This window comes from Xenorhabdus sp. TS4 (assembly GCF_014467265.1).
Classification (GTDB): Bacteria; Pseudomonadota; Gammaproteobacteria; order Enterobacterales; family Enterobacteriaceae; genus Xenorhabdus; species Xenorhabdus ehlersii.
This window is the reverse complement of the sequence record NZ_NKHQ01000002.1, coordinates 125362-145746: the sequence shown is the minus strand read 5'-3', so window position 1 is coordinate 145746 and position 20385 is coordinate 125362. Positions and strand designations below refer to the sequence as shown.

17 protein-coding genes are annotated in these 20385 nt (G+C 43.6%); 13 read left to right on the top strand and 4 right to left on the bottom strand.

The genetic code is table 11. The features are described 5' to 3' along the window. The first annotated feature begins 55 nt into the window (after positions 1 to 55). Positions 56 to 496, top strand: a complete 441-nt coding sequence (locus tag Xets_RS01395; protein ID WP_099131041.1) for a GNAT family N-acetyltransferase — start codon at positions 56 to 58, stop codon at positions 494 to 496. A gap of 138 nt (positions 497 to 634) precedes the next feature. Here Xets_RS01395 and betA read toward each other — a convergent pair whose 3' ends face one another. Genes betA through betI form a run of 3 tightly spaced genes read right to left on the bottom strand, consistent with a single transcriptional unit; the run spans position 635 to position 4438 of the window. After that, a complete protein-coding gene (gene betA, locus Xets_RS01390) occupies positions 635 to 2299 on the bottom strand; it encodes a choline dehydrogenase (RefSeq protein ID WP_099131042.1) in 1665 nt (554 codons plus the stop codon). A 27-nt stretch (positions 2300 to 2326) separates the two neighbouring features. Further along, a complete protein-coding gene (betB, locus tag Xets_RS01385; RefSeq protein WP_099131043.1) occupies positions 2327 to 3805 on the bottom strand; it encodes a betaine-aldehyde dehydrogenase in 1479 nt (492 codons plus the stop codon). 36 nt (positions 3806 to 3841) lie between these two features. Next, positions 3842 to 4438: a transcriptional regulator BetI gene (gene betI, locus Xets_RS01380; protein WP_099131044.1), complete on the bottom strand. Its 597-nt coding sequence runs from the start codon at positions 4436 to 4438 to the stop codon at positions 3842 to 3844. A 209-nt stretch (positions 4439 to 4647) separates the two neighbouring features. Between betI and Xets_RS01375 the strand changes: the two genes are divergently transcribed. Both Xets_RS01375 and dinB read left to right on the top strand, forming a co-directional pair. Beyond that, complete coding sequence (locus tag Xets_RS01375; RefSeq protein WP_187651076.1) at positions 4648 to 6684, top strand: choline transporter; 2037 nt, start codon at positions 4648 to 4650, stop codon at positions 6682 to 6684. Between the two features lie 259 nt (positions 6685 to 6943). After that, the gene (gene dinB, locus Xets_RS01370) at positions 6944 to 7999 is read left to right on the top strand and encodes a DNA polymerase IV (protein WP_187651075.1); all 1056 of its coding nucleotides are present in this window, start codon (positions 6944 to 6946) and stop codon (positions 7997 to 7999) included. A gap of 62 nt (positions 8000 to 8061) precedes the next feature. On the opposite strand, the gene pepD is transcribed toward dinB, so the two are convergent. Beyond that, entirely contained in the window at positions 8062 to 9522 is a 1461-nt protein-coding gene (gene pepD / locus Xets_RS01365; RefSeq protein WP_187651074.1) for a beta-Ala-His dipeptidase, read from the bottom strand. A 263-nt stretch (positions 9523 to 9785) separates the two neighbouring features. Between pepD and gpt the strand changes: the two genes are divergently transcribed. From gpt to recA, 10 genes are all read left to right on the top strand, one after another. Beyond that, complete coding sequence (gpt, locus tag Xets_RS01360; protein WP_099131051.1) at positions 9786 to 10247, top strand: xanthine phosphoribosyltransferase; 462 nt, start codon at positions 9786 to 9788, stop codon at positions 10245 to 10247. 15 nt (positions 10248 to 10262) lie between these two features. Next, entirely contained in the window at positions 10263 to 11510 is a 1248-nt protein-coding gene (frsA, locus tag Xets_RS01355; RefSeq protein WP_187651073.1) for an esterase FrsA, read from the top strand. A 71-nt stretch (positions 11511 to 11581) separates the two neighbouring features. Continuing rightward, the gene (gene crl, locus Xets_RS01350) at positions 11582 to 11983 is read left to right on the top strand and encodes a sigma factor-binding protein Crl (RefSeq protein WP_099131053.1); all 402 of its coding nucleotides are present in this window, start codon (positions 11582 to 11584) and stop codon (positions 11981 to 11983) included. A gap of 129 nt (positions 11984 to 12112) precedes the next feature. After that, positions 12113 to 13216, top strand: a complete 1104-nt coding sequence (gene proB, locus Xets_RS01345; protein WP_099131210.1) for a glutamate 5-kinase — start codon at positions 12113 to 12115, stop codon at positions 13214 to 13216. A gap of 29 nt (positions 13217 to 13245) precedes the next feature. After that, positions 13246 to 14499: a glutamate-5-semialdehyde dehydrogenase gene (proA, locus tag Xets_RS01340; protein WP_187651072.1), complete on the top strand. Its 1254-nt coding sequence runs from the start codon at positions 13246 to 13248 to the stop codon at positions 14497 to 14499. Between the two features lie 167 nt (positions 14500 to 14666). Continuing rightward, complete coding sequence (gene aroL / locus Xets_RS01335) at positions 14667 to 15197, top strand: shikimate kinase AroL (RefSeq protein WP_099131055.1); 531 nt, start codon at positions 14667 to 14669, stop codon at positions 15195 to 15197. 128 nt (positions 15198 to 15325) lie between these two features. Continuing rightward, positions 15326 to 17476, top strand: a complete 2151-nt coding sequence (aas, locus tag Xets_RS01330) for a bifunctional acyl-ACP--phospholipid O-acyltransferase/long-chain-fatty-acid--ACP ligase (RefSeq protein WP_187651071.1) — start codon at positions 15326 to 15328, stop codon at positions 17474 to 17476. Positions 17477 to 17480: 4 nt separating this feature from the next. Then, on the top strand, positions 17481 to 18665 hold the full coding sequence (gene lplT / locus Xets_RS01325; RefSeq protein ID WP_187651070.1) for a lysophospholipid transporter LplT: 1185 nt from the start codon (positions 17481 to 17483) through the stop codon (positions 18663 to 18665). Between the two features lie 25 nt (positions 18666 to 18690). Beyond that, positions 18691 to 19194, top strand: coding sequence for a nicotinamide-nucleotide amidase (gene pncC / locus Xets_RS01320; protein WP_099131058.1), 504 nt, complete (start codon positions 18691 to 18693; stop codon positions 19192 to 19194). 103 nt (positions 19195 to 19297) lie between these two features. Beyond that, the gene (gene recA / locus Xets_RS01315; RefSeq protein WP_099131059.1) at positions 19298 to 20374 is read left to right on the top strand and encodes a recombinase RecA; all 1077 of its coding nucleotides are present in this window, start codon (positions 19298 to 19300) and stop codon (positions 20372 to 20374) included. Positions 20375 to 20385 lie beyond the last annotated feature (11 nt).

The window sequence follows — 20385 nt, the reverse complement described above, 5'->3', positions numbered from 1 at the left end:
TCTATTTAAAAGTAGGTTGTGGATAGATTTTGTAAATTATAATCAGGATATAATAATGAAAATAAAGTACAGCATAGGAAGACAAAATCCCGAATTAATTCAGCAAGCATTTGCCATTCGCAAACAAGTATTTACGGATGAACAGGGATTTGATGCAGAGATTGATATTGATGAATATGATGATATTGCTTTGCATGTGGTGGTATTTGATGGTGAAAAATCAATAGGGGTATTACGGGCGATCCCGAAAGATAATAACATGCTCAAAGTTGGACGTGTTGCGGTATTGAGGTACTATCGCGGGCAGGGAATAGGTCGTAAAGTTATGGAATTTATTGAAGATTATGGCAGGAAAAATAACATTGAGACTATCGTTCTATCTGCACAATGCCATGCCCAGCCATTTTATGAAAGCCTTGGTTATCAGGCCCAAGGTGGAATTTATTTGGAAGAAGGTGCAGAACATATCTTTATGACTTTGAATTTAATATCGTAACAAGATAATTATTACTATTCGTAATATAAATACGGGAAAGATGAGTGTTCAAATAATATTGCTTGAATATCTCAATTTCCCGTATTAGTGATTTATTCAGTTTTTGTGAGAATAAATTGATTGATCAACTGTTTTTACTCATTGCCGGACAGGAACATCACTGGCAACATAATATTTTGCCTGACTGCGGGGCAGAGGAGAAATTCCCCTGATTTTATCAGCAATTTTTTCAGCCATCATAATTGTTGTAGCATTTAAATTACCGGTAATAATTATTGGCATAATAGAGGCATCAATAACACGTAGATTTTCAATGCCATGCACTCGTCCTTGACCATCCACGACCGCCATTTCATCTGTTCCCATTTTGCAACTGCATGATGGGTGAAATGCGGTTTCGGCATGTTGACGAATAAAGGTATCTAACTGCTCATCTGATTGATTTTCAACACCTGGGCTGATTTCACGTCCACAATATGGCGCCAGTGCAGGTTGCGCCATTATTTCCCGTGTAATGCGAATAGCAGCACGGAACTCCTGCCAATCTTGTTCTGCTGACATGTAGTTGAATAAAATACTGGGATGCTGACGAGGGTCTCGCGATTTAATTTTTACCCGACCACGGCTTGGGGAACGCATAGAGCCTACATGGGCCTGAAAACCATGTTGATTGATGGCATTACTGCCATTGTAATTAATGGCAACAGGCAGGAAATGAAATTGAATATTTGGCCAGGCAAATTTTTCATCGGTACGAATAAAGCCACCTGCTTCAAATTGATTGCTGGCACCAATACCTGTTCCTTTGAATAGCCATTCAGCACCAATTTGAGGTTGGTTATACCATTTCAATGCGGGATAGAGGGAAATGGGTTTGAGGCATTCATACTGCAAGTACATTTCAAGGTGATCTTGCAAGTTTTGCCCAACACCTGGTAAGACATGCACCGCAGGAATACCAAGCTCGTTTAATACTTCTTCGGGGCCAATACCTGAACGTTGCAAAATCTGTGGAGATGCGATCGCACCGGCGCAGAGTAAAACTTCTTTACGCGCTTTTGCCTGGGTTAAATCTGAGCTATTGCCTTGATAAAAATTGACGCCAACGGCTGCTTTTCCTTCAAATACGAGGGTATCCGTTAACGCATGAGTCATGATAGTGAGATTGGAGCGTGAACGTGCTTGATCCAGGTAACCGCGGGCTGTACTGGAGCGGCGTCCTTGAGGGGTAACGGTGCGATCCATCGGCCCAAAGCCTTCTTGCTGATAGCCATTCAGATCGTCAGTACGTGGATAACCAGCCTGGACACCGGCTTCTACCATCGCGTGAAAGAGTTCATTGTTTCCTGCCTTGGGTGTTGTGACACTGACAGGCCCGTCTGCACCATGATACTCATTTTCGCCAATATCCCTTGACTCAGCTTTGCGAAAATAGGGTAAGCAATCAAGATAAGTCCAGTCTTCCAGACCAGATAGTGTTGCCCAATGATCAAAATCCAGCGCATTGCCACGGATGTAGCACATGCCATTGATGAGTGAAGATCCACCCAGCCCCTTACCGCGCCCGCATTCCATGCGCCGGTTATTCATATAGGGTTCGGGATCGGTTTCATAAGCCCAGTTATAACGGGTTCCCTGCAAGGGATATGCCAGCGCTGCTGGCATTTGAGTACGGAAGTCGAATCGGTAATCTGGCCCACCTGCTTCCAGCAGCAGGACAGTCACATTGGCATCTTCCGTTAAACGAGTTGCAAGCACGTTACCCGCTGAACCAGCACCGATAATAATGTAATCAAAAACCATTGTTATCTCCTCTGTTTCAGGCGTGGATTAAAATAGGGATTCAAAATTGCCTAATTCCACCTGTATTGATTTGGTTTGTGTGTAATTTTGTAGTGTGACCAGCCCATTTTCCCGGCCAACACCAGAATGTTTATAGCCACCGACAGGCATGGCTGCCGGAGATTCTCCCCAGGTGTTGATCCAACAGATCCCGGCTTCTAGCTGGTGGATCACGCGATGTGCGCGGGAAAGATCTTTGGTGACTAATCCTGCACCCAGGCCATAATGTGTATTATTGGCACGGACAATGACTTCATCTTCCGTTTCATAAGTCAGGATAGACATCACGGGCCCAAAGATTTCCTCCTGTGTGATCAACATATCATCGGTACAGTCACTGAATACTGTCGGTGCAACAAATGCACCTTTTGCTAATTCGCCCTCCATCAGACGCTTGCCACCACAAAGCAGGCGGGCATTGCTGTTTTTACCGCTTTCGATATAGCGTAAAACAGACTCCATGTGTGGAAAGCTCACCAGCGGACCAAAGTTAGTGTTGGGATTGAGAGGTGAACCAATTCGGATGCGTTTAACACGCTCAAGAATTTTTGTTTCAAATTGTGGGAGCAGTGCCCTGGGGACAAAGACTCGTGTTCCGTTCGTACACACCTGACCTGAACTGAAAAAGTTTGCCATCATGGCAATATCAGCAGCACGATCCAGATCGGCATCATCAAAAATGATCAGCGGGGATTTGCCACCTAATTCCATCGTGACTTCTTTTAGGGTGGAAGCGGAAGCATTTGCCATCACCTTTTTGCCGGTCACAATCCCGCCGGTAAAAGACATTTTGGCGATTTTAGGGTGAACAGTCAGATAATGTCCGACTTCATGACCGGCTCCGGTTAACACATTGAAAACACCATCAGGCAAACCGGCTTCAGTATAGATTTCAGCCAACTTCAAAGCGGTAAGGGAGGTGACTTCACTGGGTTTAAAAATCATGGCATTGCCGGCAGCCAGAGCGGGTGCTGATTTCCAGAGGGCAATTTGGATAGGGTAGTTCCATGCGCCGATGCCTGCTACGATCCCCAATGGTTCACGGCGTGTATACACAAAAGAAGATTCACGTAATGGGATCTGCTGACCTTCAAGGGCTGGAATTAAGCCAGCATAGTATTCCAGTACATCGGCACCCGTGACGATATCAACCTGCCGGGTTTCAGAAAGGGGTTTGCCGGTATCCAGTGTTTCCAATTCAGCCAGTTCATCATTGTGTTCACGCAAGATGTTCACCGCCTTGTGTAAGATCCGTGAACGTTCCACCGTGGTCATGGCTGCCCAGATTTTCTGTCCTTTATGGGCACTTTCAACTGCTAGATCAACATCTTGTTTTGTCGCAGACTGAAATTGAGCAATAACTTCACCATTAGCTGGGTTAATTGCGTCAAAAATTGTATTATCAGGATTGGTGCTATCAACATAAGCACCGTGGATATAAAGTTTTTGTAATCCAAAATGAGCCATAGATTCTCCTTAAGAGTCTATCCATTAGGTGATAAGTCAGAACTTATCAGATGCTCCGAGTTTCTGTTCGATATAATCGATAGTAATTTTGAATGTCCCTGCTATATCAAAAGGCTTCCTGCTTAATGCACTTCGCAGCCAAATGCCGTCAATCAATGCAGCAAGACCTTGTGCAGCTAGCCGTGCTTCTGCTTTTGGCATGGCACGTTTAAATTCAACACACAGATTGGAATGCAAACGGCGTTCATTGACTTGTTGTAACCGATACAGGTTTGGTTGATGCATACTACTCGCCCAGAATGCTAACCAGGTTTTCATTGCTGCGCTGTTGATCTGGCTGGGATCAAAATTGCCTTCGACAATGGCTTTCAACCTTTGCGTGGGAGTTGCGTTATCTAGCAAGCGTAATCGGCGTGCTACAGCCATTCTCAGCTGATGTAATAGATAACGCATGGTAGCTTCCAATAAGCCGTCTTTGTCCTTGAAATAGTGGCTGATAATTCCGTTGGAAACCCCCGCTTTTCGGGCTATTTGCGCAATAGTTGCTTCCTGCATTCCAACTTCATTCACAACGATTAATGTTGCATCAATGAGTTGCTGTTTTCTTATCGACTGCATTCCAATTTTGGGCATGATTTTATGCTCAGAAAATCAATTATTCGGACAGTATTAAACTTTTTTTTAATTGAATATTCAATCAAAATTAAATATGTTTTATCACAATAATTTTACAATGAGGGAGTGAATTTGTTTAAGATATCTTAAATTTTATATTTAATTCAATATGTTATATGAATTATGCTTTTCATCTGTTTTAATGCTATTAATTTCAGGAACTGCCTATGAATACACAAGACAGTCCAAAAAACACCCAGAAGGACACCCTGAATTCTGTCGTTTTTTTCACCTCTGCCGGACTGATTATTGCATTTTCTTTGTTCACTATTTTTTTCACAGATGCAACCAGTGTTTGGATAAAAAATACACTGAATTGGGTGTCTAAAACTTTTGGTTGGTACTATTTATTGGCCGCGACACTTTACATTGTGTTTGTTGTTTTTGTTGCGGCTTCCCGTTTCGGTTCAATCAAATTGGGACCGGAGCAATCTAAGCCGGAATTCAGTTTGCTGAGTTGGGCGGCAATGCTGTTTGCTGCTGGGATCGGCATTGATTTGATGTTTTTCTCGGTGGCTGAACCTGTTACGCAATATATGCGACCGCCAACGGGTCAAGGGGAAACCATTGAAGCAGCTCGTCAGGCGATGGTGTGGACACTGTTCCACTATGGCCTGACGGGCTGGTCTATGTACGCTTTGATGGGAATTGCACTGGGATATTTTAGTTATCGTTATAATTTGCCCCTGACTATCCGCTCGGCACTTTATCCTATTTTTGGTGACCGCATTAAAGGATTAATCGGTCATACTGTGGATATTGCAGCCGTAATAGGGACCATTTTTGGTATTGCAACGACGCTGGGAATTGGGGTTGTGCAGTTGAATTATGGTCTGAAAGTACTTTTCGGATTACCGCAAGGATTGGGGGTTCAGGGAGGATTGATATCATTATCTGTGGTGATAGCCATTATCTCTGTCACTTCTGGAGTAAACAAAGGCATTCGATTTTTGTCTGAATTAAATGTCCTGCTGGCTCTTGGCTTGGTTTTGTTCATTTTGTTTATGGGCGATACCGAATTCCTGCTTAACGGATTAGTGCAGAACGTCGGGGATTATATCAGCCGTTTTATGAGCATGACACTGAACAGTTTTGCATTTGAACGCCCAACTGAATGGATGAATAACTGGACGCTGTTTTTCTGGGCATGGTGGGTGGCCTGGTCGCCGTTTGTAGGGTTATTCTTAGCGCGTATTTCCCGTGGCAGAACCATTCGTCAGTTTGTTATGGGAACATTAGTCATTCCATTTGTTTTTACACTGCTGTGGCTATCGATTTTTGGTAACAGTGCGTTGTATGAAATTCTGCATGGTAATCGTCAACTGGCTGAGACCGTGCTACAACACCCAGAACAAGGTTTTTATAATTTGCTGTCACTTTATCCGGCATTCACATTCAGTGCTTCTGTGGCTACCATTACCGGACTACTGTTTTATGTCACATCGGCCGATTCTGGCTCGTTAGTGTTAGGAAATTTCACCTCTAATCTGAGTGATATTAATAATGATGCACCGAATTGGTTGCGTGTTTTTTGGTCTGTGGCAATTGGCGTATTAACGTTAGGTATACTCATGACGGATGGTATTTCTGCTTTGCAAAATACCACGGTCATCATGGGGCTTCCTTTTAGTTTTGTGATCTTCTTTGTGATGGCGGGGCTATACAAGTCTTTGCGGGTGGAAGATTTCCGTAAAGCCAGTTCACTGCAAAATACCTCACCCACTCTTATGCATGACAATGGTTCATTGAACTGGAAGCAGCGTTTGAGCCGTATGATGCACTTTCCTGGTACGAAAAACACTCAGCGAATGCTGGATATGGTGTGCCGCCCCGCGATGTTAGAAGTGGCTAAAGAGTTAGTTGTGCGTGGTGCAAAAGTTCAGTTTAATGCACTGCCAGCCAAAGAGGACAAGCGGCTGAATCCATTAGAATTGATTGTTAATTTAGGTGATGAACAGAATTTTATCTATCAAATCTGGCCGCAACGCTATTCTGTGCCTGGATTTACCTATCGAGCGAGGGCGGGCAAGTCTCACTATTATCGGTTGGAGACTTTTCTGATGGAAGGAACTCAGGGCAATGATTTGATGGACTATACGAAAGAGCAAATCATTAGCGATATTCTTGACCACTATGAAAAACATCTGAATTTTATTCACTTGAACAGAGAAGCACCGGGGCAAACACTGATTTTTCCTAGTTGAGGATAAGTGGAAGAAAGATAAGTGGAATATAGTAGAGAATAAGAGTAGCTGATAAAAAATCGTCTGTGTTATAGGAAGTGACAGGCGATTTTTTTACTAAAATAAATCATGTATTGATTTTATCATTCAATCTTGACGGGAGTTGAGTACATGTTTGCATTCGGAAAAATCAACGCGTTGAATTTTTGCTGAAAAATTAGCTAGAGTTTCATGATCTCTTTCTGTATATTTATACAGTTGTTTGGCATGGGGAGAGCAGATGCGAAAAATTATTCATATTGATATGGATTGCTTTTTTGCTGCCATCGAAATGCGGGATAATCCTTCCCTTCGCGGTATTCCGGTTGCAGTTGGCGGGAGCGCTGATCGAAGGGGGGTAATTAGCACGGCAAATTACCCTGCCCGTCGTTTTGGGGTGCATAGTGCGATGTCCACCGCCATGGCATTAAAGCTTTGCCCCCAATTGAAAGTTATTCCTGGCAGAATGGCGCATTATAAAGAAATATCTCAACATATCCGCCAAATTTTTTCCCGTTACACTGAATTGATTGAACCTCTTTCTTTAGATGAAGCCTATTTGGATGTGACGAATTGCCATTATTGTCATGGTTCTGCCACGTTGATTGCTCAAGAAATTCGTCAGATAATTTTTGATGAATTGCAGTTAACCGCTTCCGCAGGCGTTGCACCCGTCAGGTTTTTAGCCAAAATTGCTTCTGATATCAATAAACCCAATGGGCAATATGTTATTTCTCCTGAACAAGTAGAGGCTTTTGTTAACTCATTGCCATTACGCAAAATTCCTGGTGTCGGAAAAGTCACAGCCAAGCGTTTATCAGACATGGGATTGGAAACCTGTTCTGATGTGCAACGTTATGACAAGCTGACACTAATAAAAAGTTTGGGTAAGTTTGGATTGTCACTTTGGGAACGCTGTCACGGTATTGATGAAAGACCAATTACACAGGAACGCTTGCGTAAATCGGTTGGGGTAGAAAGAACTTTGGCGCAGGATATCCATCAATGGCATGAATGTGTGGAGCTGATTGAAAAACTTTATCCTGAACTGAAAAAACGGCTAGAAAAGGTAAAACCCGATCTCCGCATTGCCCGTCAAGGTATCAAATTAAAGTTTGATAATTTTCAATTGACGACACAGGAACATGTCCATCCTATGTTGGATAAACTCGATCTGATTCAAATAGCAAAACGGGCCTGGGAAACACGCAGGGAAGGGCGAGGAGTCAGGTTGGTTGGGCTGCATGTGACATTACAAAACCCACAACTGGAGCGTCAGCTTTTATTGGAATGGTAAGATGTAAAGAACGAAGTCTCCCCCACAATCAGATGGCAGGGGAGAGGCAATATAACTTTCTATTACTCGTTAGCTGGAATAGCTTTTAGAATTGCAGTGAGTAGCTGCCAATATTGACCGACACTCTTAATATGTACTTTCTCATCAGGGGAATGGGCACCCCGAATGGTTGGGCCGATAGAAACCATGTCCATAGCAGGATACGGTTTTTTGAATAGGCCACACTCTAAACCAGCGTGGATCACCATAATATTCGGCGTTTTATCGAAGAGTTGGTGATAAGTTTCGCGTACTAAATGCATGATTGGAGAATTGGCGTCAGGCTGCCAGCCTGGATAGCTGCCACTTGCCACGGTTTCTGCTCCAGACAGTTTTGCCAGAGAATGCAACATTTCAGCAACGTACACCTTGCCACTTTCAATAAGTGAACGGATCAGGCAGATAATTTCGACTTTCTCTTCGTCCATGGTGACAACGCCTACGTTCAGTGAAGTTTCTACAACACCTTTGGCAACATCACTCATACGAATAACACCATTCGGCATGCTATTGAGCATGGATATAAAGCGAGCCTGGCAATCCATTGTTAGCGTTTGTGATGGTGCTTCGGTTTCATCTAACAAGAGAGTGAGGTTATGTTCAACCACGGAGTATTCGTTTTTCAATGTCTCCAGATAGCTGTCTTTTATTTGACAGAGTTTTTCAACTTTATCAGCAGGAACAGCAATCACGGTAGAACCTTCACGAGGAATGGCATTGCGCAGGGTTCCACCTTGCAGATGAATTAATTTCAGACCCAACTCATCGGAATACGCAGCTAGGAAACGAGCCAGTAATTTGTTGGCATTACCCAATCCAAGATGAATATCGCCACCAGAGTGACCACCTTTTAATCCCTTAATAGTTAATTGCAGCGTTTTATAGTTAGTCGGCAGCGCTTCGCGGGACAGGCGTAAGGTGGTGAAAAAATCAATGCCACCCGCACAACCCATGTAGATTTCGCCTTCTTCTTCCGAATCGGTATTGATCAGAATATCAGCTTGCAGCCAGCCGGATTTCAAGCCGAATGCGCCATCCATACCTGTTTCTTCAGTCATGGTCAGTAAAACTTCCAATGGGCCGTGTTTAACGGATTCGTCCGCCAAGACCGCCAGAGCGGAAGCCATACCAATACCGTTATCCGCGCCTAAAGTTGTACCATCAGCTGTAATCCAATCACCATCGATATAAGGGCGAATAGGATCTTTTGTGAAATCGTGTTGGGTATCGTTATTTTTCTGTGGAACCATATCAAGGTGCGCTTGCAGTACAACAGCCTTGCGATTTTCCATACCTTTTGAAGCTGGTTTTCTGATCAAAATATTACCCACTTCATCCCGCTCTACATGGAATCCTTTATTTTTTGCCCACTCAATAATATGGGATGCGAGCGCTTCTTCATGATAAGAAGGATGAGGAATGGAACAAATTTGGGCAAAAATATCCCATAAGGGTTGTGGGGATAGCGTTGATAATTCGGACACGGCGAATCTCCTGTAACTGGATCTTAGTGAGAAGAAAGTGGTAATGTTTGACATATCAGGGAATTTTTGTCATCTGCATTGACCTAATATCCATGCTATGCTTGAGAATATCATTTTATTACCAGCAATGGGCAGTAAGAATGAGGGCTTACCTTGTTTTTACTGGTTTTTGTTGGTTCAAATCACTATAATCTCGCGCAACCTTTTTTCCGCAAAAACACTTTTCTGAAATATTCTTTATTTAGTTTCCAGGATCTAATTTTATGAGTGAAAAATATGTTGTAACGTGGGATATGTTGCAAATACATGCCCGTCAATTGGCGCAACGTTTACTTCCCGTAGAACAGTGGAAAGGCATTATTGCCGTTAGCCGTGGTGGCCTTGTTCCGGGAGCGTTACTGGCTCGTGAATTGGGCATTCGCCATGTCGATACTGTCTGCATTTCCAGCTATGATCACGATAATCAGCGCGAGTTGAAAGTGTTGAAAAAAGCAGAAGGTGACGGCGAAGGGTTTATTATCGTTGATGATCTGGTTGATACCGGAGGCACTGCCCAGGCAATCCGTGAAATGTATCCGAAAGCTCACTTTGTAACAATTTTTGCTAAACCCGCCGGTCGCCCTCTCGTGGATGATTATGTTATTGACATTCCCCAAAACACATGGATTGAGCAGCCATGGGATATGGGAGTCGTGTTTGTTCCACCAGTTTGTGAAAAGCAGTAAGATTTTTCTTTTGTCATGACGAAACAAAACCTTTCAGAATCGCTGTTTAAGCCTCGGTTTAAACATCGGGAAACTTCTACACTGGTGAAATATACTCGCCCACAATCTGTAACTACCAGTGATAGTATGCTTGGTGGGGAGCGCCGCGAGCGTTGGTATCGTATGATTAATTGGCTCGCTTGGATCTGGAGGGGAGTCAATCCGCTAGAAATTCAAGATGTCCTCAGTCGGATTGCTGTGACAGATGCCGAACGCAGCACTGAACATTTGTTGGATACTGTGGTCGGCTATCGGAAAGGAAACTGGGCATTTGAGTGGTCTCAGCAGGCAATGTACTGGCAACAGGAAGCGTTGCATACTGAAGAGACGGAAAAAGCCGGAGCATGTTGGTTAAAGGCTGCAACGCTATATAGTATTGCAGCTTATCCTCATTTACGCGGTGATGAACTGGCAGATCAGGCCATTGTGCTGGCTAATAAAGCCTATGAAAACGCGGCACGTTTTTCTGACTATGAATTAAAAAAACTGGAATTCCAGCTGGAAGGGGGTAAAAGTGTTACTGGGTTATTGCACTTGCCTTCCCATATACAGGGGCCTTGTCCAACGATATTAGTTTGTGCCAGCCTTGATAATGTCCAGAGTGATTGCTGGCGGTTGTTTCGTGAACATTTCTCGCCTCTTGGTTTTGCCATGTTAACGCTGGATATGCCTTCTGTTGGTTATTCCGCTAAATTTACCTTGACGCAGGATACATGTGTACTTCATCAACAAGTTTTACAACAACTAAATAGCGTGCCGTGGATTGATCATACCCGTGTAGGTGTATTTGGTTTTCGTTTTGGGGCAAATATCGCGGTTCGGCTTGCTTATCTGGAGCCGAAACTTATTAAAGGAGTATCGGTGGTAGGCCCGATTGTGCATGAATTACTGCATGATGAAAAATTACAGCAGAAAATTCCGTCAATGTATATCGATGTCTTGGCCAGTCGCTTAGGGATTTATCACGTTGATGAAAAGAGATTGCGTTCAGAATTAGCGTGTTATTCGTTGAAGAATCAAGGGTTATTGGGCCGTCGTTGTACTGTACCCATGTTTTCGGTGTATTGGGAAGATGATATTTTCAGCCCAAGGAAAGACTCGAAGTTGATTGCTATGTCATCAATAGAGGGTTCAGTACGAGCTATTCCTGCAACATCAGTTTATAGTGGTTTTAATAAGGCATTACACGAAATACGTGTATGGTTGAAAGATAAAGTTTTATAAAACAAAATTTATAACTTGATATTTTTTAATCGTTTGATACAAAGGTGTTCTGTATATAAGGAGACCTTGGTATGACTTTACCTGTAAGTTATTCTAAAAATAGGTTGTTAAAGCGTTTTTCTGCATTAGGGCCGTATGTACGTGAATTAAAGTGCCAAAACGGTTATTTTTTCTTCGACTGTTTGGCCGTTTGTGTCAGTGCCAAAGCGGCCCCGGAAAAACGTGAATTTTGGGGATGGTGGTTAGAGCTGGAAGAGCAGGATCAAGGTTTTGTTTATCACTATCAGATAGGCTTGTTTGATAAGCAGGGTGAATGGAATATCATGAATATCAAAAAAAAGGCCGATCTTGAGCATCTTGAATCAACACTACAGGCATTCCACAAACGTCTGGTTGATTCTTTTGCAACTCTCAAACTGACATTGATCCCATCTGAGAATACCGTCACCCTGCAAACGCAAGTGATAGCGTGATTTTGTTTTTAACCTGCTTTTGCTAAATTTTGCGTTATGTCAGTTGGCATAACGCTTCTCTCCTGTTAAAACTGAACGTTGTTTTTTTAAAAATTGTTTTTTCAAATTAACTGTAATGGCAGAAATATGATGAATGGCAGCCAAACATTGGTTGTAAAACTGGGAACGAGTGTTTTGACCGGTGGCTCTTGTCGTTTGAATCGTGCCCATATTGTGGAACTGGTTCGTCAATGTGCTCAACAGCATGAAAAAGGTCACCGTATTATTATTGTGACTTCTGGTGCGATTGCCGCTGGGCGTGAGCACTTAGGATACCCTGATCTTCCGGCAACTATTGCTTCAAAACAATTGCTGGCAGCCGTTGGGCAAAGTCGCCTGATCCAATTGTGGGAGCAGCTTTTCTCTATTTATGGTATTCATGTTGGGCAAATGCTCCTGACCCGCGCAGATTTAGAAGATCGTGAACGCTTTCTGAATGCAAGAGATACCCTTCAGGCTTTGCTTGATAATCACATCGTTCCCATTATTAATGAAAATGATGCCGTTGCGACAGCAGAGATTAAAGTGGGTGACAATGACAATCTTTCTGCACTGGCTGCTATTTTGGGTAGTGCAGATAAGCTATTGCTTCTGACAGATATAGCAGGGCTTTATACCGCAGATCCTCGTAGTAACCCTGATGCAAAATTGATCTCTGAGGTGCATGACATCAGTGATGAGCTGAAAATGATGGCCGGGGACAGTGTTTCGGGATTAGGGACGGGAGGAATGGCAACAAAACTTCAGGCGGCAGGTGTGGCAGGGCGTGCTGGAATTGATGTCATTATTGCTGCGGGTAATAGGCCGGATGTTATTGCTGATGTTATTACAGGAAAGTCGGTTGGAACACGCTTTCATGGCCTGGCTAGCCCAATGGAAAACCGTAAGCGTTGGATTTTTGGGGCACCTCCGGCAGGGGAAATTATTGTCGATCATGGTGCAGAAGCGGCGATTATTGGGAAAGGCAGTTCGTTGCTGCCAAAAGGGATCAAAAACGTTAAAGGTGATTTTTCCCGCGGTGAAGTTATTTGTATCCGTAGCTTATCGGGCAAAGATTTGGCTCATGGCGTGTGCCGTTACAACAGTGATGCATTACGCCTGATTGCAGGCCATCATTCACAGCAAATTAGCCAGATATTAGGTTATGAATATGGCGCTGTTGCGGTTCACCGTGATGATTTGATCGTAATTTAATGCATTGATCGTGAGTTAAGGATTTCACCATGCTAGAGCAGATGGGAAAAGCAGCCAAAGCAGCATCGTGGCAGTTGGCGCAATTGAGTACCAACCAGAAAAACCAAGCGTTGAATCACATTGCTGATTTGTTGGAGACGGAGATTGAAGTGATTCTTGCTGCCAACCAGCAAGATATGAAGCAAGCCCGCGAACAGGGAATGAGTGCAGCACTACTCGATCGGTTATTACTGACACCGGAACGGCTGAATACCATTGCCAATGACGTGCGCCAAGTCTGCCGTTTGGCTGATCCTGTAGGGCAAGTTATTGATGGGCAATTATTGGATAATGGATTGCAATTGAGCCGTCGCCGAGTTCCATTGGGCGTGATTGGCGTGATATATGAAGCCCGCCCCAATGTTACCATTGATGTGGCGTCGTTATGTCTGAAAACGGGTAATGCAGTGATATTGCGTGGTGGCAAAGAAACTCACCATACAAATCAAGCGATGGTTAAAGTCATCCAGCAGGCATTGGAACAAAGTGGATTGCCGGCAGCTGCGGTTCAGGCTATCAATAAACCTGATCGTGAATTGGTGGCTGCATTGCTGAAAATGGATCGTTATGTCGATATGTTGATCCCTCGAGGCGGGGCTGGGTTACATAAATTGTGCCGGGAACAATCGACTATTCCCGTGATTACTGGCGGTATTGGCGTTTGTCATACATTTGTGGATGAAACCATCAATATTGAAAAAGCACTGGAAATCATTACTAATGCGAAAGTCCAGCGTCCAAGTGCCTGTAATTCACTGGAAACATTATTGGTGCATGAAAAAATAGCAGCCGATTTTCTGCCAGTTTTGAGTACCAAAATGAAAGAGCAGAGCGTGATATTACACGCAAGCAAATCAGCAATGACATTGCTGAAAGATGGCCCTGCAACTGTCGTTGAAGTGGCAGAGGAAGATTACTGTGATGAATGGTTATCTTTAGATATGAATGTGGAAATTGTTAGCGATATCGATCGAGCTATTGAGCACATTCGTACTTATGGCACAGCCCATTCCGATGCGATACTGACGGAATCTTTGCAGCAAGCTGATTACTTTGTACGCCATGTGGATTCAGCCGCAGTATATGTAAATGCCAGCACGCGCTTTACTGATGGCGGACAATTTGGTTTGGGGGCTGAAGTGGCTGTCAGTACTCAGAAATTACACTCCCGAGGCCCAATGGGACTTGATGCACTGACAACGTATAAGTGGATCGGTTATGGTGATTATTTGCCTCGTAGTTGACCATATCCTACTTTAATTAGATTTTATTGAACTATGTTGGGTCACACTTAAATTTTCAGTGTGACTTTTTAATCCATCAAAAATACCTTTTTACACTAGTGTAAATATTTAGTGACTACACTCTGTGTTTAGGCTTAATTTTATAGACTCTTCGGGAAAACAACGAAATGAAACAAACTCTATTCATCGTAGGTGCACGAGGTGCAGGGAAGACGACAATAGGTAAGTTGTTGTCTGAAGCGCTGTCGTATAAATTTATTGACACCGATGAAAGTATTCAGACCATGAGTAAAATGACGATAGCTGATCTTGTTGAACAATATGGCTGGGAACATTTCAGAAAATTAGAAAGCCAAACGTTGAAAGCAGTTAGCCAAAGTGAACGTATCATTTCAACAGGTGGAGGAATGGTGCTGTCGCTTGAGAATCGCCAGTATATGCAACAAAATGGTATTGTGATTTATTTACAGGCATCCGCAGAAGTTTTGAGTCAGCGATTATCTCTTAACCCAGAAAATTCACAGCGTCCCAGTCTGACAGGGAAGTCCATTATAGAAGAAATGGAGGGAATATTGGTTGAAAGAGAGCCGCTATACCAAGAGTGTGCCAATTTCATCGTTGATGCCAATCTCGCAACAGAAGATATCGTATCTCACGTTAAATCTTATATTTTAAACCAGAAAAACAAACGAATTTGATATATCAACGGCGTTTAAGTTTATTTTCTAACTGACAGGGAAATCTGATATAACAAATCGCCCATACAACTTATAGTATCGTTCTATTTACTCACTTTAATTTTATTAATTATATTTGAGATATGGATATGCTCTTAAATTTTATTCGATTACTTATTCGTGTACTCTTCAGGGTTACCATTGAAGGTGATACCAAACAGTTACAACAACACACCAAATGCATTATTACTCCCAATCATGTTTCATTTCTGGATGGCCTGTTAATTGGGCTATTCCTGCCGATAAAGCCTGTATTTGCTATTTATTCTAATATTGCAACTCGCGGCTTTCTCAAATTTATCAAATCTTATGCGGATGTTGTACCTTTGGATCCTAATAACCCAATGGCAGTCAGGACATTGGTTAAAGAAGTGGAGAAAGGGCGTCCGATTGTGATTTTCCCTGAAGGGAGGATCACCGTAACTGGCTCCCTTATGAAAATTTATGATGGTGCCGCTTTTATTGCCGCGAAATCAGGCGCAAAAGTGGTACCAATCCGAATTGAGGGGGCAGAACAAACGGTTTTTGGTCGGTTAAAAGGCATTGTGAAGCTGCATTGGTTCCCGAAAATCACCCTCAAAATTTTACCTGCCGTTGATCTGCCAATGCCGGATGCACCTGATTCAACAACACGTCGTCGTTTAGCAGGAGAACATCTCCACGCTATTATGATGGATGTGAGAATGCAGACGCGCCCAAAGGAGACGTTATTCAGCGCTTACCTAACTGCACAAAAACGCTTTGGCCGTTTTAAGTTCTGTATTGAAGATGTGAATTTTAAAGAAGATAGCTATCATTCATTACTGAAAAAAATATTGGGAATTAGCCGGATCTTAGAACGCTTTACACAAGAAGGTGAACACATCGGCCTGCTGTTGCCGAATGCGACTGTGATGGCGGCTACCATATATGGTGCTTCGTTAAAAGGGCGAGTACCGGCTCTTTTGAACTATACGGCAGGAAGCCGCGGCATTAAGAATGCCATGCAGGCGGCAACCATTAAAACCATCGTAACATCCCGCCAATTTCTGGAAAAAGGACAATTGTCTCATCTGCCAGAACAGGTGACTGAAGCTAATTGGGTATATCTCGAAGATTTAAAGGACACGATCACGCGGGAAGATAAGCTTTGGATATTGTGGCATTTGATTTTCCCTTCCAAAGCCATTTTGACTTCGCAAAAGCCGGATGATGATGCATTGATCCTGTTTACGTCAGGCTCAGAAGGTGCACCAAAAGGTGTTGTTCACAGCCATACCAGCTTATTGGCGAACGTGGAGCAGATAAAAACTGTTGCTGATTTTACTCCGCTGGATCGCTTTATGTCTTCATTACCACTGTTTCATGCTTTTGGCCTAACAGTTGGTCTATTTACTCCATTAATGACAGGCAGTCGTGTATTCCTTTATCCAAGCCCCTTACATTATCGTGTCGTGCCTGAACTGGTCTATGACCAAAATTGTACCGTGTTATTCGGAACTTCGACTTTCTTAGGCAATTATGCTCGTTTTGCCCATCCTTATGATTTTGCCCGTCTGCGTTATGTGGTGGCTGGAGCAGAAAAACTGTCCGAAAACACCAAGCGAGTTTGGCAAGATAAATTTGGTATCCGTATTCTGGAAGGTTATGGGGTGACGGAGTGTGCGCCGGTAGTGGCAATCAATGTACCGATGGCGGCAAAAACGGGAACAGTCGGGCGGATCTTACCTGGTATGGAAGCCCGTTTGTTGCCTATACAGGGTATTGAAGGAGGAGGCCGCTTACAGCTACGTGGGCTAAATGTTATGAAAGGATATCTGCGAGTTGAAGCACCTGATCGTTTGGAACCACCATCTGCCGAAGACGCCGAAGGGAATAATCAAATCGGGTGGTATGATACCGGAGATATCGTTTCTATTGATGAAGAGGGTTTCTGTACGATCAAAGGACGGGTGAAACGATTTGCCAAGCTTGCAGGGGAAATGGTTTCTCTTGAAGCGGTAGAACAAATAGCTTCTCACGTTTCTACTGATGCGCTACATGCGGCTACAACCAGGAGTGATCGAAGCAAAGGCGAAGCACTGGTATTGTTCACTACAGATGCGAATCTAAATAGAAACAGAATGCTGGGAGTGGCGCGTGAAATAGGGATGCCTGAGTTGTCGGTTCCACGTGATATTCGTTATGTGAAGCAACTTCCTTTGCTTGGCAGTGGCAAACCGGATTTTGTCACCCTAAGAGAAATGGCCGAACAGGAGTAAGGAAATGGAGACACAACCTCTACTAACCCGCGGAATGAAAGCAGTATTGCTGTCACAATTTCTTTCTGCTTTTGCTGATAATGCTCTGTTCTTTGCCATCTTAGCCCAATTAAAGGCAGAGTCTTACCCTGAATGGAGTTGGCCAGCACTGCAAATTGTTTTTGTTCTGGCTTATATCATATTTGCCCCTTTTGTCGGGCAAATTGCTGATCGGTTTGCAAAAGGGCGTGTCATGCTCTTTTCTAATGGCGTCAAATTGCTTGGCGCCATCAGCATTTGTATCGATATGAATCCTTTTCTGGGATATACCTTAGTGGGAATTGGGGCAGCGGCCTATTCTCCTGCTAAGTATGGGATATTGGGGGAGTTAACAGATGGTGGGCGTTTGGTAAAAGCCAATGGCATGATGGAGGCTTCTACTATTGCAGCTATCTTGATTGGCTCAGTTGCTGGCGGTTTCCTCTCTGATGTTAGCCTGGTACTGGCATTAGGGCTTTGTGCCTTATCGTATGGTGCTGCAGTCGTATCCAATTTCTTTATACCTCGCCTGGCGGCGGCTCGTAAAGGAAAGGGTTGGAATCCCAAAAAAATGTTGGGGGATTGCATGACGGTTTGTGCTTCACTTTGGCGTAATCAGGAAACGCGCTTCTCACTGGTAGGTACTAGCCTATTTTGGGGAGCGGGTATCACGCTGCGCTTCCTGTTAGTAGCATGGGTTCCTGTTATGCTGGGGATTGATGGCAATACGACCCCTACATTGATGAATGCAGTAGTTGCGATTGGTATCATTGTTGGAGCAGGTTTAGCTGCGCGGTTTATTACATTGAAAACCGTGCGTCGCTGTATGCCTGCGGGGATCTTAATTGGGTTCATGGTCATTCTTTTTGCTACTCAGCAATCAATCATATTTTCCTACTTAATTTTGATCGTCCTTGGCGTATTTGGTGGCCTTTTTGTCGTTCCATTAAATGCGCTATTGCAAGAACATGGAAAGCATTCGATGGGGGCAGGCAAAGCCGTTGCTGTGCAAAATTTGGGCGAAAATAGTGCTATGCTGGTAATGTTAGGGCTGTATTCGGTTTCCGTTATGGCGGGAGCTTCGGTCGTTGCTGTTGGCATTGGTTTTGGTATCTTGCTTTCTTTGGCAATTGGGGGGCTGTGGATTTGGGATCTGCTTCGGAAAAATTAATTTCTTATAGAATTGAAGGCCTGTTATGGATGAAAAAATCCTGAATCAGCTTAGTATTGAACTTGGAAAGAGATTAAAACGGAAAAAATTATCCGTGACCTGTGCAGAATCTTGCACAGGGGGTTGGATAGCTAAAGTGATCACAGATATTGCGGGAAGTTCAGCCTACTTTAATCGTGGTTTTGTGACTTACAGTAATGATGCTAAGCATGAAATGCTGGGCGTCTTGCCAGAGTCATTGGCGCAATTTGGTGCGGTAAGTGAGCAGATCGTAAAAGAGATGGCTACAGGGGCATTAATTGTCGCTAAGGCCGATGTTTCTGTTGCGGTCAGCGGCATTGCTGGGCCAGAAGGAGGAAGTGAGGAAAAACCGACTGGCACAGTTTGGTTTGGGTTTGCCTTTTACGTTAATGAAAACATCCAGACTGTAACATATCGCCAGCATTTTTCGGGGGGGCGCAATGCTGTGCGTCTGCAAGCCGTCCTTTTTTCTTTGAAAACCTTATTGGATGAAATCATAAAAAATTAGCTTGATGCTGTATGATTATACAGTATAATCATACGGCACTTTGGTATCAGAAACAGTTTATCAGCAGTGAGGCAGCCCCTTCATTGCTTGCGAAGGAGTAAACATGGCTAACGATGAAAACAAACAAAAAGCACTAGCAGCAGCGCTGGGCCAAATTGAGAAACAATTTGGTAAAGGTTCCATCATGCGTTTGGGTGAAAACCGCTCAATGGATGTTGAAACCATCTCTACCGGTTCCCTGTCACTGGATATTGCATTGGGTGCGGGTGGTTTGCCAATGGGCCGTATTGTTGAAATATACGGACCAGAATCTTCCGGTAAAACAACGCTGACACTGCAAGTCATTGCCGCTGCCCAGCGCGAAGGCAGAACTTGTGCTTTTATTGATGCCGAACATGCTCTTGATCCGGTTTATGCGAAAAAACTGGGTGTAGATATTGATAATCTGTTGTGTTCTCAGCCTGATACTGGCGAACAGGCATTGGAAATCTGTGATGCCCTATCACGTTCTGGTGCGGTTGATGTGATTATTGTTGACTCTGTTGCCGCATTAACACCAAAAGCAGAAATTGAAGGTGAAATCGGCGATTCTCATATGGGCCTGGCTGCACGTATGATGAGCCAAGCGATGCGTAAGCTAGCGGGGAATTTGAAAAACTCGAATACTCTGTTGATTTTTATCAACCAGATCCGCATGAAAATTGGTGTAATGTTTGGTAACCCCGAAACGACCACAGGTGGTAATGCGCTGAAGTTCTACGCATCTGTCCGTTTGGATATTCGCCGTACTGGTTCGGTGAAAAATGGCGACGAAGTGGTTGGTAGCGAAACGCGTGTGAAAGTGGTCAAGAACAAGGTTGCTGCACCATTTAAACAGGCCGAATTCCAAATTCTCTATGGTGAAGGCATCAACACTTTTGGTGAGTTGGTCGATCTGGGTGTTAAACACAAAATGGTAGAAAAAGCAGGTGCATGGTATAGCTATAATGGTGAAAAAATTGGACAAGGTAAAGCCAATGCCACTATGTATTTGAAAGAACACTCAGAAATTGCATCCGGGTTGGATAAAAAACTGCGCGACTTATTGTTGAATAATACAGGTGAGTTCAGTAGTGCAGCTACGGATTACGTGACAGATTATGAAGACAACGGCGAAGAAGTGAATCACGAAGAGTTTTAATTACTTATTTG

What these genes read in the sequence shown, in the direction of transcription:
- frsA (WP_187651073.1), top strand. Translation starts at nt 10,263, where the DNA reads ATGACGAAACAAAACCTTTCAGAATCGCTGTTTAAGCCTCGGTTTAAA.
- Xets_RS01375 (WP_187651076.1), top strand. Translation starts at nt 4,648, where the DNA reads ATGAATACACAAGACAGTCCAAAAAACACCCAGAAGGACACCCTGAAT.
- aroL (WP_099131055.1), top strand. Translation starts at nt 14,667, where the DNA reads ATGAAACAAACTCTATTCATCGTAGGTGCACGAGGTGCAGGGAAGACG.
- dinB (WP_187651075.1), top strand. Translation starts at nt 6,944, where the DNA reads ATGCGAAAAATTATTCATATTGATATGGATTGCTTTTTTGCTGCCATC.
- proB (WP_099131210.1), top strand. Translation starts at nt 12,113, where the DNA reads ATGAATGGCAGCCAAACATTGGTTGTAAAACTGGGAACGAGTGTTTTG.
- gpt (WP_099131051.1), top strand. Translation starts at nt 9,786, where the DNA reads ATGAGTGAAAAATATGTTGTAACGTGGGATATGTTGCAAATACATGCC.
- aas (WP_187651071.1), top strand. Translation starts at nt 15,326, where the DNA reads ATGCTCTTAAATTTTATTCGATTACTTATTCGTGTACTCTTCAGGGTT.
- betA (WP_099131042.1), bottom strand. Translation starts at nt 2,299, where the DNA reads ATGGTTTTTGATTACATTATTATCGGTGCTGGTTCAGCGGGTAACGTG.
- betB (WP_099131043.1), bottom strand. Translation starts at nt 3,805, where the DNA reads ATGGCTCATTTTGGATTACAAAAACTTTATATCCACGGTGCTTATGTT.
- pncC (WP_099131058.1), top strand. Translation starts at nt 18,691, where the DNA reads ATGGATGAAAAAATCCTGAATCAGCTTAGTATTGAACTTGGAAAGAGA.
- lplT (WP_187651070.1), top strand. Translation starts at nt 17,481, where the DNA reads ATGGAGACACAACCTCTACTAACCCGCGGAATGAAAGCAGTATTGCTG.
- proA (WP_187651072.1), top strand. Translation starts at nt 13,246, where the DNA reads ATGCTAGAGCAGATGGGAAAAGCAGCCAAAGCAGCATCGTGGCAGTTG.
- betI (WP_099131044.1), bottom strand. Translation starts at nt 4,438, where the DNA reads ATGCCCAAAATTGGAATGCAGTCGATAAGAAAACAGCAACTCATTGAT.
- recA (WP_099131059.1), top strand. Translation starts at nt 19,298, where the DNA reads ATGGCTAACGATGAAAACAAACAAAAAGCACTAGCAGCAGCGCTGGGC.
- crl (WP_099131053.1), top strand. Translation starts at nt 11,582, where the DNA reads ATGACTTTACCTGTAAGTTATTCTAAAAATAGGTTGTTAAAGCGTTTT.
- Xets_RS01395 (WP_099131041.1), top strand. Translation starts at nt 56, where the DNA reads ATGAAAATAAAGTACAGCATAGGAAGACAAAATCCCGAATTAATTCAG.